Here is an 11605-nt window from a genome sequence, read left to right on the forward strand (position 1 = left end):
CTGACTGCCCTGCGCTGGCTGATTCCCTCGCTCCGCTCGGTCATCGCTTGCCGTCCTTGTCGTTCTTGTCGACGGTGGTCTGCGCGGCGTCCACGGCGATCTCCTCCGGCCGGTCGGCGGGCGCGCCCTCGGCGGGCGCCTCGTCACCGACCGGTTCGGGATCGACCTGTTCCGGGTCGACACCGTCGTCGTCGGTCCCGTCGGTGCTGTCGTCGGTGCCCGAGACCTCGTCACGCTCGGCGAGCTGGACGATGCGGCGGTCCTCCAGGTCGTCCTGGACCTCGTCGTGCCCGATCACCTGCCAGCTCCGGTACGCCATCGCGAGCAGGAAGGCGGTCATGCCGAGCGTGATGACGATGGCGGTCAGCACCATCGCCTGCGGCAGCGGATCGCTCATGTCGGCCTCGTCGGTGACGCCGACGATGGGCGCGCCGCCCGCCCGGCCGCCGACCAGGATCAGCAGGTTGGCGCCGTTGCCGAGCAGGATCACCCCGAGCAGGATCCGGGTCAGGCTCCGCTCCAGCAGCAGCGTGACACCGCAGGCGAAGAGCACCCCGATGACCACCACCAGAACCAGATTGGGGCTCATGCCAGCTCCTCCTCTCGGCGGGCCGGGGGCTCGGCCTCGCCGTCGGCCTCCATCTGCCGGTCGACCTGCGCGCCGAGGCTACGCAGGATGTCCAGGACCAGGCCGACGACGATCAGGTAGACCCCGATGTCGAAGAAGATCGACGTCACCAGGTGCACGTCACCGATAAGCGGTGGATGGAGGTCGACCACCGTGCTCTGCAGGAAGTCGCCGCCGAACAGCAGGGCTGCCAGGCCGGTGCCGACCGAGACGAACAGTCCGGAACCGAGCACGAGTCCGGCGTCGACCGGGGCGGCCTCGTCCAGTTCGTACCGGCCACCGGCGAGATACCGCACGACGAGGGCGAGACCGGCGACCAGACCGCCGGCGAAGCCGCCGCCGGGCGCGTTGTGCCCGGAGATCATCAGGTAGATCGAGAAGAGCACGATGGTGTGGAAGATCAGCCGGGTGACCACCTCGAAGACGATGGACCGCTGCCGGCTGTGCACCGTCGGACCGGCCCGCAGCCACACCGGTTCGCGGCGTCGTTTCGGCAGGTCGCGGCGGCGCGGGCCGGGGCCGCCCCGGGGTCGCAGGAAGATCAGGCTGGCCACCCCGGTCGCGGCCACCACCAGTACGGCGATCTCGCCCATGGTGTCCCAGGCACGGATGTCGACGAGTGTGACGTTGACGACGTTGCGGCCGTGGCCGTACGAGACGGCGAGCTCGGGGAAGTCGACGGAGATCGGCACCGCGTCCCGCCCGCCGGCGGCGGCCAGCGCCAGCCCGGACATGGTCACGCCGACGGCGACCCCGATGACGATCCGGGTCCACCGGCTGCTGCGCAGCGGCCGGGCCGAGAAGTGGGCCGGCAGCCGGCGCAGCACCAGCACGAACACCACGATCGTGACGGTCTCCACCAGGAACTGGGTCAGCGCCAGGTCGGGTGCGCCGTGCAGGACGAACATCATCGCGGTGCCGTAGCCGGTGACCCCGACCAGCACCATCGCGGTGAGCCGGCGCTGGGTGCGTACGGCGAGGATCGCGGCGGCGGCGAGGACCACCCCGACGACGAGCTGCAGCGGGGTGTCCCACAGCGACACCTGCTCCGGCCAGGGCCGGCCGATCAGCAGCGCGCCGCCGGGCACGGCGACCAGCACCACCAGGATCGTGCCCAGGTACTGCGGCAGCGCACCGCGCTGGGTGGCACCGGTCAGTTCGACGGCACCCCGGTCGAGCCAGTGGGTCAGCTTCGAATAGACCTCGGCGCCCTCGATCGGGACACCGATCCGTCCGACGGCGCGGCCGCCGCGGCCGTACCGCTGGAAGAAGAGCAGGCCGACGACCACGGCGAGGACCGACAGGCCGAGCGGCAGGGTGAGGCCGTGCCACAGGGCGAGGTGGTAGCGGCCCTCGCCGGCCAGCCGGGCGTACGGGCTCAGGTAGCTGTCGACGACCGGGGCGAGCGGTCCGAGCACCAGCCCGGCCAGGGCCAGCACCCCGACCGGGGCGAAGAACGCGCCGCCGACCTTGCGGACCGGGGTGGGTTCCATCCCGGGCTTGTCGGCGAAGGTGCCCCACACGAACCGGGCGCTGTAGGCGACGGTCAGCGTGGCACCGACGACGAGTACGGCGAGGACCAGCGGCTCGTCCAGGAACGCCTCGAAGATCGCCTCCTTGCCGACGAAGCCGAGCAGGGGCGGGATGCCGGCCATCGACGCGGCGGCGAGCAGGGCGGCGGCGAAGACGGCTGGCATCCGGCGCCACAGCCCGGACAGTTCACCGAGCTGGCGGGTGCCGGCGTTGTGGTCGACGATGCCGACGACGAGGAACAGGGTGGCCTTGAACAGGGCGTGTGCCAGGAGCATCGTGGCACCGGCGAGGGCGGCGTTGTAGGTGCCGGCGCCGGTGACCGCGACGAGGAAACCGAGCTGGCTGACGGTGCCGTACGCCAGCAGCAGCTTCAGGTCGGTCTGTCGCAGGGCCGCCCAGCCGGCCATGACCATGGTGAGCCCGCCGAGGGCGTACACGATCAGGTGCCACGGCCCGGCGTACGCGAACAGCGGCGCGATGGTCGCCACCAGGTAGATGCCGGCCTTGACCATGGCCGCGGCGTGCAGGTAGGCGCTGACCGGGGTGGGTGCGGCCATGGCCGCCGGGAGCCAGAAGCTGAACGGGAAGATCGCCGACTTCGACAGCGCGCCGGCCAGGATGAGCACCAGCGCGACACCCAGGTACGCCCCGGACGGCTTCGCCCCGTCGACGATCTCCGACCAGCGGTAGGTGCCGGCGTGCTGGCCGAGCATGATGAAGCCGATCAGCATCGCCAGGCCGCCGACGGTGGTCACGATCAGCGCCTGCGCCGCCGCCCGCCGGCTCGCCCGCTTCTCCGGGTTGTGCCCGATGAGGAGGTAGGAGAAGACCGTGGTCAGTTCCCAGAAGACGTAGAGCAGGATCAGGTCGTCGGCGACGACCAGGCCGAGCATCGCCCCGGCGAAGCCGACGAAGACCCCGGCGAACCGGCCGAGGCCGGGCTCGCTGTCGGAGAAGTAGCGGGCGCAGTAGATCAGCACCAGCGCACCGACCCCGCCGACGAGCAGGACCATCAGCCACGACAGGGTGGTCACCCGGAACGACAGGTCGAGCCCGAGCTGCGGAACCCAGGGGTACGTCTCGACGACCGCCCGACCGTCGCGGACGCCGGCGGTCTGGGCGACGGCCCAGCCCAGTGCGGCGGCGGGGGCGACGGCCAGCGGGTAGAAGGCATGCCGGCCCCACCACCGGACGAACAGCGGCGCACAGAGCGCCATCACGAGGTGGAGGGCCAGCAGCACCAGCATGCGTACTCCAGATAGGTGTCATCGCAGGCCCTGGGGCAGGGTCTGCGGCTGCTATACGGATCAGACGGCACCGGCCCCGCGTGACGGACCTGTATGGCCGAATTGCGCGCGGGTTGGTGCCGTTCCCGGTAGATGGCAGGCCGTCCGGGGGTTGCGGACAGCTCAGTGTGCCTGGTGGCGACCCGTCCGCCCGATCCCGGTCAGCCGGGGGGTGCCGACCGGACCGCGCCGGCTCGGGGCCGGTGGACCGATCGGGGTGGGTCGCCCGCCACGTGGCCGGCCCGCGCACGCGGACCTTCCGTGGGCGGCTAGCCGACCGGTGGTGCCCGGCCGGGCTGGGCGCCGACCGGGCTCTCCGGTAACCGGGCCCCGGGCGGTGCGGCGCGGGACAGGTCCAGCGGCTCCGGCTCCGGTTCGGGAGGGACGGTGGGGTTGCCCAGCTGCACCTGTTCCACGGCCGGCCGGCGCAGTTCCTCGTAGGTCCACTGCCGGTTGGTGGCGCGTCCGGCGCCGGCATCACTGTCGGTGCCGGCGCCCGTGCTCGATGCGAGCGGGAAGAGCGCGGCGCCGATCGAGGCGTGCGCCTGCGCGATGGCGCCGGCCGGCACGGCGGCGGAGGCCGCGCCATGCACGAAGGTGATTGCGAGTACGGTGAACAGAACGGCCGCGAGCAGCCGATCGATCGGTCGGAGTGCCTGGGTTCGTCCCCGCATGTCACCTCCCACCGATCGTCCGGCGGTAAGTGTAGCGGCTCCCAATGGTCGTTACTTGAACGAAACATTGCAATCCGAGGGCCCCGGGCAACGCTACGGTCGGCCGGCGTCCGGCTGCCGCTTCCCGGTGGCGTGGCCGTTTCCCGGCGGCGGCGGCCGGTATCCGGGAGCGGCGGACGGTGCCGGTGGCCGTGGATGGTGCCGGTGACGGCGGGTGGCGCCCGGGTCAGGCGGCCCGGGCGGGTCCGGCGAGCGGGGTGACGCCATCCACCACCAGGTCGGGCCGGCCGAGCGCCAGCGCGATCTCGTTGATGACCCGCTGGTCGGCGGTCAGCGAGCGGATCGACCGCCCGCGGTGGCGGCCCTCCCGGCGCAGTACGAAGTAGTGCACGGCGGCCCGCACCCAGGCCCGGTCGGCGGCGCTGGCCCGGGTGGTGCTCACCACAAGGTCGCGCAGTGACGCGGCGAGCCGCTCGGCGAGGCCGAGGTCGCCCGCGTCCGCGGTCCGGAGCACGGCGAGGTGGTTGTCGACCTGGCGGATGAGAACGTCGGTGTCGTGCTGAAAATTACGCTGAATCCCGGTCATTCCGGCCCCCCCGACTGACCTTTGGCGTTGCCGGCGAAGTTACTGCATTCCTCGCAATACCGGCAAGTGTTTCCATCAATTGCCGGTATCAACGTTCGTCCCGCCCATCGGTTTCGTGACCTGGACAACTTCCGGTCCCGCTTCGGTGCGGCGAGCGCCGGCGACCGGTCGTCGCCAGCGACCGGGGTGGCAGGGTTGTGTCGTACCGGGCGGGCAGGATGGGGACGTGGTGGAGGTACTCGCGGGGTTCACGGCGGCGACCCGGGACTGGTTCGCCGCCGCGTTCGCCGCGCCCACCGAGGCCCAGGCGGGGGCGTGGCGGGCGATCGGCGCGGGGCGTAACGCGCTGGTCGTCGCGCCCACCGGGTCCGGCAAGACGCTGGCCGCGTTCCTGTGGTCGCTGGACCGGCTGGCCCGCGAACCCGCCCCGGCCGACGCCCGGCACCGGTGCCGGGTGATCTACGTCAGTCCGCTCAAGGCCCTCGCCGTCGACGTCGAGCGCAACCTGCGCGCCCCGCTGGCCGGCATCCGGCAGGCCGCCGCCCGGCTCGGGACACCGCCGCCGGACATCACCGTCGGGATGCGGACCGGTGACACCCCGGCCGACGAGCGGCGGGCGTTCGCCCGCACCCCGCCGGACATCCTGATCACCACGCCGGAGTCGCTGTTCCTGCTGCTCACCTCGGCGGCCCGGGAGTCGCTGCGCGGAGTGGAGACGGTGATCGTCGACGAGGTGCACGCGGTCGCGGCGACCAAGCGCGGCGCCCACCTGGCGCTGTCGCTGGAACGCCTCGACGAGCTGGTGCCCCGCCCGGCCCAGCGGATCGGCCTGTCGGCGACCGTACGGCCGGTCGACGAGACGGCCCGCTTCCTCGGTGGCGCCCGCCCGGTCGAGGTCGTCGCGCCGCGCACCGCCAAGACCATCGAGGTCAGCGTCGAGGTGCCGGTCGAGGACATGACCCGCCTCGACGAGGTCGAGCAGCCCGGCGACCCGGACGGCCCGCGCCGGGCGTCGATCTGGCCGGCGGTCGAGGAGCGGGTCTTCGACCTGATCGCCGGGCACCGGTCGACGATCGTGTTCACCAACTCCCGGCGTGGCGCCGAACGGCTGTGCGCCCGGCTCAACGAACTGGCCGCCGAGCGCGCCGCCGGCGGACCCGCCCCGGACGGTGCCGGCCCCGACCCCGACGGTGGGGCGGGGCGGGCGGCCGGGCCGGCCCGGCTGCCCGCGCAGATCATGGCCCAGTCCGGGGCGGCCGACGGCGCTCCACCGGTGATCGCCCGCGCCCACCACGGCAGCGTGTCGCGCGAGGAACGGCGGCAGATCGAGGAGGCGCTCAAGTCCGGCCGGCTGCCGGCCGTGGTCGCCACCTCCAGCCTCGAACTCGGCATCGACATGGGCGCCGTCGACCTGGTCGTGCAGATCGAGGCTCCGCCCAGTGTCGCCGCCGGCCTGCAACGCGTCGGCCGGGCCGGGCACCAGGTCGGCGCGGTGTCGCGGGGGGTCGTGTTTCCCAAGCACCGCGGTGACCTGCTCGCCTGCGCGGTGGTGGCCGAGCGGATGGCCGACGGGGCCATCGAGGAGCTGCGCCATCCACGCAACCCGCTCGACGTGCTCGCCCAGCAGATCGTGGCGATGGTGGCGCTCGACCCGTGGCCGGTGGCCGAACTGGCCGCGGTCGTCCGCCGGGCGGCGCCGTACGCCGAACTGCCCGACTCGGCGCTGCACGCGGTGCTCGACATGCTCTCCGGGCGCTATCCGTCGACGGCGTTCGCGGAGCTGCGGCCGCGGCTGGTCTGGGACCGGGTCACCGACCTGCTGACCGGGCGGCCGGGGGCGCAGCGGCTGGCGGTGACCAGCGGCGGCACGATCCCGGACCGGGGCCTGTTCGGGGTCTTCCTCGCCGGGGCGGAGCGGGCGGCCCGGGTCGGTGAGCTGGACGAGGAGATGGTCTACGAGTCGCGGATCGGCGACGTCTTCCTGCTCGGCTCGTCGTCGTGGCGGATCGAGGACATCACCCCCGACCGGGTGCTGGTCTCGCCGGCCCCCGGGCAGGCCGCCCGGATGCCGTTCTGGAAGGGCGACTCGATGGGGCGCCCGCTGGAGCTGGGGCGGGCGCTGGGCGCCCGGCTGCGCGGGCTGGTCCGTGGCGGCGACGCGGCGGCCGACACGCTGCGGGCCGGTGGCCTCGACGAGTGGGCGGCCGGCAACCTGCTCGCCTACCTGCGTGACCAGCGCGACGCCACCCGGTCGGTGCCGGACGACCGGACGGTGGTGGTCGAGCGCTTCCGCGACGAACTGGGCGACTGGCGACTCGCCGTCCACTGTGTGCTCGGCGCCCGGGTCAACGGCCCGTGGGCGCTGGCGATCGGGCGGCGGCTGGCCGAACGCTACGGCGTCGACGCCCAGGTGCTGCCCTCCGACGACGGCATCGTGGTCCGGCTGCCGGACACCGCCGACGAACCGCCCGGTGCCGACCTGGTCGCGTTCGACCCCGACGAGATCAGCGCGATCGTGGAGGAGTCGGTCGGCTCGTCGGCGCTGTTCGCCGCCCGGTTCCGCGAGTGCGCCGCCCGCGCCCTGCTGCTGCCGCGCCGCGATCCGCGCCGCCGGCAGCCGCTGTGGCAGCAACGGCAGCGGGCCGCCCAACTGCTCGACGTCGCCCGCGAGTACGCCGACTTCCCGGTCACGCTGGAGGCCGCCCGGGAGTGCCTGCGCGACGTGTTCGACCTGCCCGGGCTGGTCGGTCTGATGCGCGACCTCGCCGGCCGGCGGGTGCGGCTGGTCGAGGTCGAGACGTCGCGCCCGTCGCCGTTCGCCCGGTCGCTGCTGTTCGGATACGTCGGCGCCTTCCTCTACGAGGGTGACGCACCGCTGGCCGAGCGCCGGGCCGCCGCCCTCGCCCTGGACTCCGCCCTGCTCGGCGAACTGCTCGGCCGGGTCGACCTGCGCGAGTTGCTGGATCCGTCGGTGGTCGCCGAGTCCGAGCGGCAACTGCGCTGGCTGACCGAGCAACGCCGGCCCCGCGACGCCGAGGACGTCGCCGAGATGCTGCGGGTGCTCGGCGACCTCACCGGGGCGGAACTGGTCGAGCGCGGCGCCGACCCGGGATGGCTGACCGACCTGGAGTCGGCGCGCCGGGCGCTGCGCATCCGGGTCGCCGGCGAGGAGCGCTGGATCGGGGTCGAGGACGCCGGCCGGTTCCGTGACGCGCTCGGCGTGGCGCTGCCGGTCGGGGTCGCCGACGCGTACGTCGAACCGGTCCCCGATCCGCTCGGCGACCTGGTCGCGCGCTATGCCCGTGCCCACGGTCCGTTCGCCGCGGCGACCTGTGCGGCCCGGTTCGGGCTCGGGGTGTTCGTGGTCGAGCAGGCGCTCAAGCGGCTCGGCGCGACCGGCCGGGTGGTGTCCGGCGAGTTCTCCCCCGGCGGGGTCGGCACCCAGTGGTGCGACGCCGAGGTGTTGCGGCTGCTGCGCCGCCGGTCGCTGGCCGCGCTGCGCCGTGAGATCGAGCCGGTGCCGCCCCGGGCGCTGGCCACGTTCCTGCCCCGCTGGCAGCAGGTCGGCTCCTCGGCGCGCGGGGTCGACGGGGTCGCCGCCGTGGTCGAGCAGCTCCAGGCGGCGGCGGTGCCCGCGTCGGCGCTCGAACGGCTGGTGCTGCCCGCCCGGGTCGCCGACTACTCCCCCGCCCACCTCGACGAGCTGTGCGCCAGCGGCGAGGTGCTGTGGGCCGGCGCGGGGGCCATCGCCGGTGGCGACGGCTGGGTGAGCCTGGTCTACGCCGACAGCGCCCCGCTGCTGCTGGCACCGCCCGACGAGTCGCTGGCCCGTACGCCGTTGCACGACGCGGTGCTCGACGCCCTGGCCGACGGTCAGGCGCTGTTCTTCCGGGCCCTTTCCGAGCGGGTCGGCGGCGGTGACGAACCGGCGCTGGTGGCGGCGGTGTGGGATCTGGTCTGGGCCGGCTGGCTGACCAACGACACGCTGGCACCGCTGCGGGCCAGCCTCGGCGCCGGCGGCACCCACCGGGCGCGGGCGTCGGCGCCGCGCGCCCGGCAGCGACGGCCGGGACGGGTGGCGCTCGGGTCGCGCGGCGGGCCGCCGACGGTCGCCGGCCGGTGGTCCCGGCTGCCCGACCGCGACCTCGACCCGACCCGCCGGGCGGCGGCGCTCGGCGACCTGTTGCTGGAGCGGCACGGCGTGGTGACCCGCGGCGCGGTCGGCGCGGAGGGGATCACCGGTGGGTTCGCCGGGGTCTATCCGGTGCTGGCCGCGATGGAGGAGCGGGGCGCGGCCCGGCGTGGCTACTTCGTCGAAGGGCTCGGGGCGGCCCAGTTCGCGGTTCCCGGCGCCGTCGACCGGCTGCGGGCGCGGGCCGAACCGGACGGACCGGGGCAGCGGTCCGGCGGGCCGGCGCTGGTGCTGGCGGCGACCGACCCGGCCAACCCGTACGGCGCGGCACTGCCGTGGCCGGACCGGGTGGTCGACGCCGGCGACGGCGAGCCGGCCACGGCCACCGGGCACCGGGCCGGCCGCAAGGCGGGTGCCCTCGTCGTGCTGGTCGACGGTGAACTGGTCCTCTACGTCGAGCGTGGCGGTCGCACAATTCTGTCCTTCATGGACGATTCGGGCGCACTGGCCCGGTCGGCGCGGGCGCTGGCCGGCGCGGTCCGTTCCGGCGCGCTCGGCGCGATGTCGGTCGAGCGTGCCGACGGCGCGGCGGTCCGCGCCTCCCCGCTGCACGACGCGCTCACCGAGGCCGGCTTCCGGGCCACCCCGCGTGGCCTGCGCCTTCGCGGCTGACGATCGGTGCCGCCGACGGGCGGAACGGGACCGCCGACGGCGGGTGGGCCGGACCGCCGGCGGGCAGGGGGCGACGGGCGGGCGCGGGCGCGATAACGTTCCGGTCATGGTCGACTACCCCGTGATCAGCCTCACTACCGACTTTGGACTGTCCGACGGATTCGTCGCCGCCTGCCACGGGGTGATCGCCGGCCTGGCGCCGGCCGTACGGGTGATCGACGTCACCCATCTCGTCGATCCGGGTGACATCACCCGAGGCGCCGTGGTGCTCGCCCAGACCGTGCCGTTCCTGCCGCCGGCGGTGCACGTGGCGGTCGTCGACCCGGGCGTCGGCACGGCGCGGCGACCGGTGGCCGTACAGACCCCGGGCGGGCTGCTGGTCGGGCCGGACAACGGCCTGCTGCCGTGGGCCGCCGACGCGCTCGGCGGGCCGACCGCCGCGGTCGAGCTGTCCAACTCGGACTGGTTCGTGGGCGCGTCGCGGACCTTCCACGGCCGGGACGTCTTCGCGCCGGTCGCCGCCCGGCTCGCCACCGGGGCGTCCCTGGCCGACGCCGGTCCGGCCCTCGACCCGGCCGGCCTGGTACGGCTGCCGGAGCCGGCGGTGTCGGCCGGCGAGGGCTGGCTGGAGTCGCAGGTGCTGACCGTCGACCGGTACGGCAACGTGCAGCTGGCCGCGTCCGGTGCGGCACTCGACGCCCTGGGGTCGCGACTGCGGGTCGGCGGCATCCGGGCCGTCCGGGGCGGGACGTTCGGCGACACCCACCCGGGTGGCCTGGTGGTCTACGTCGACTCCGCCGGCCGGGCCGCGGTGGCGGTCAACGGCGGGCGGGCGGCGGCGGTGCTCGCGGTCCGCCCCGGCCACGTCGTACGACTGGTGACGGTGCACTGACCGGAGGTGCGCTGCGCGCCCGATCGCTTACTGTGAAAGGCTTGTGAGGTGGATACGACTCCGATCACCAAGTGTCCATGTTGCAGCTACCGGACCGGCTGCCTGACCTGTCCGGTGTGTTTCTGGACCGACGACGGCCAGGGTGACCATGATGCCGACGTGGTCCGCGGCGGCCCCAACGGCGATCTGAGCCTCGCCCACGCCCGGCTCAACTTCGCCATCTACGGCGCGAGCCACGAGCGCTACCGGGAGACCGTCCGGCCGCCCCGGATCGACGAGTACCCGTGACCGGCCCGGTGCGCCCGCGGGCGCACCGGCCGCTTCTCCACCCCGCCCCCGAGGTTTGCCCGGCCCTCGCCCGCCGCCCTGCGGCAGGCGGGGGCCGGCGGTCGCGTGGCAGGTCGACGGTGGTCGCCCGACAGCCCGGGGCACGCCGATCCGGGCGACCGTCCGTCGGGTACAGACAATCGCGAATTCGTCGATGTACAGTCTCGGATATCGCTTCACCGTTTCAGCGAAGAATCCCGGAGACATGATGGAAGAACTCGAAGACCGCCGCCTTTACCACGTGGTCGTCAATGACGAGGAGCAGTACTCGATCTGGGCCGACGGATCCGAGATCCCGGCCGGCTGGCGCACCACCGGATTCAGCGGCGACCGCGCTGCCTGCCTTGCCCACATCGAAGAGGTCTGGACCGACCTGCGTCCGCGCAGCCTTCGAGAATGGGCCGCGAGCAACATCTGAACGCGGCGCCCACCAGCTCGGATCGACCGCGACACAACCGTCCGTCCGCTCCTTTCCGGAGCCGGACAACCGTCGACCGGCCACCTCGACCGACGTTTCGTCGCACCGGTGACCGGTTGAACCGCAATCTGCCCCCAAAATGCAGTTCCCGTAACCGTAGTCCATGCGCGCAAAGCCGTCGCGCCAACCCCGCGGGTCCGCCACCCCTCGCCGGACCCGCGGGCCGGGGCCCCTCTGTCTCAGCTCGTTCACCAGGTGTAACAGCAAGATCGGACATCCCACCCCTAGCCGACAAGATCAGGACAGCCGGGTTGACCGGTCAGCCCTCCCGTCGGGAACCGTACGGCCGCCGCATCGCCGCCGAATGGCCGACGCAGGACAGGACAAACGGTCAAACGCACAAAGCGGGATACCTCAGGCACCTAAGTGAATTTCCTGACTCTTAGCTCAGTTCTCG

8 protein-coding genes are annotated in these 11605 nt (G+C 73.7%); 4 read left to right on the forward strand and 4 right to left on the reverse strand.

Annotated features, from left to right (window positions below):
* Window positions 1-40: 40 nt before the first annotated feature.
* The 4 genes from QCD66_RS28660 to QCD66_RS28675 form a co-directional block, all read right to left on the reverse strand.
* Window positions 41-589: a Na(+)/H(+) antiporter subunit C gene (locus QCD66_RS28660; RefSeq protein ID WP_357535936.1), complete on the reverse strand. Its 549-nt coding sequence runs from the start codon at window positions 587-589 to the stop codon at window positions 41-43.
* Entirely contained in the window at window positions 586-3408 is a 2823-nt protein-coding gene (locus QCD66_RS28665; RefSeq protein WP_375736689.1) for a Na+/H+ antiporter subunit A, read from the reverse strand. Before QCD66_RS28665 ends, QCD66_RS28660 begins: the two co-directional genes overlap by 4 nt.
* A gap of 308 nt (window positions 3409-3716) precedes the next feature.
* Complete coding sequence (locus tag QCD66_RS28670) at window positions 3717-4121, reverse strand: hypothetical protein (protein ID WP_357535932.1); 405 nt, start codon at window positions 4119-4121, stop codon at window positions 3717-3719.
* 226 nt (window positions 4122-4347) lie between these two features.
* Window positions 4348-4707 (reverse strand): hypothetical protein, encoded by a 360-nt coding sequence (locus QCD66_RS28675; protein WP_364207906.1) that lies wholly within the window; start codon window positions 4705-4707, stop codon window positions 4348-4350.
* Between the two features lie 226 nt (window positions 4708-4933).
* On the opposite strand from QCD66_RS28675, the gene QCD66_RS28680 reads away from it, so the two are divergent.
* The 4 genes from QCD66_RS28680 to QCD66_RS28695 all read left to right on the forward strand — a co-directional run bounded on the left by QCD66_RS28680 (window position 4934) and on the right by QCD66_RS28695 (window position 11148).
* Window positions 4934-9511 (forward strand): ATP-dependent helicase, encoded by a 4578-nt coding sequence (locus tag QCD66_RS28680; RefSeq protein WP_407566862.1) that lies wholly within the window; start codon window positions 4934-4936, stop codon window positions 9509-9511.
* Between the two features lie 106 nt (window positions 9512-9617).
* Window positions 9618-10403, forward strand: a complete 786-nt coding sequence (locus tag QCD66_RS28685; protein ID WP_375737187.1) for an S-adenosyl-l-methionine hydroxide adenosyltransferase family protein — start codon at window positions 9618-9620, stop codon at window positions 10401-10403.
* Between the two features lie 48 nt (window positions 10404-10451).
* Entirely contained in the window at window positions 10452-10691 is a 240-nt protein-coding gene (locus tag QCD66_RS28690) for a CPCC family cysteine-rich protein (RefSeq protein WP_364207911.1), read from the forward strand.
* Between the two features lie 247 nt (window positions 10692-10938).
* A complete protein-coding gene (locus tag QCD66_RS28695) occupies window positions 10939-11148 on the forward strand; it encodes an MbtH family NRPS accessory protein (RefSeq protein WP_357536062.1) in 210 nt (69 codons plus the stop codon).
* Window positions 11149-11605: the final 457 nt, after the last annotated feature.

It is taken from the genome of Polymorphospora sp. A560 (assembly GCF_045781765.1).
Lineage (GTDB): Bacteria > Actinomycetota > Actinomycetes > Mycobacteriales > Micromonosporaceae > Polymorphospora > Polymorphospora lycopeni.

Excerpts from the sequence above, each read along its gene's own strand:
- QCD66_RS28670 (WP_357535932.1), bottom strand. The coding sequence starts at position 4,121 with ATGCGGGGACGAACCCAGGCACTCCGACCGATCGATCGGCTGCTCGCG.
- QCD66_RS28675 (WP_364207906.1), bottom strand. The coding sequence starts at position 4,707 with ATGACCGGGATTCAGCGTAATTTTCAGCACGACACCGACGTTCTCATC.
- QCD66_RS28695 (WP_357536062.1), top strand. The coding sequence starts at position 10,939 with ATGGAAGAACTCGAAGACCGCCGCCTTTACCACGTGGTCGTCAATGAC.
- QCD66_RS28685 (WP_375737187.1), top strand. The coding sequence starts at position 9,618 with ATGGTCGACTACCCCGTGATCAGCCTCACTACCGACTTTGGACTGTCC.
- QCD66_RS28665 (WP_375736689.1), bottom strand. The coding sequence starts at position 3,408 with ATGCTGGTGCTGCTGGCCCTCCACCTCGTGATGGCGCTCTGTGCGCCG.
- QCD66_RS28660 (WP_357535936.1), bottom strand. The coding sequence starts at position 589 with ATGAGCCCCAATCTGGTTCTGGTGGTGGTCATCGGGGTGCTCTTCGCC.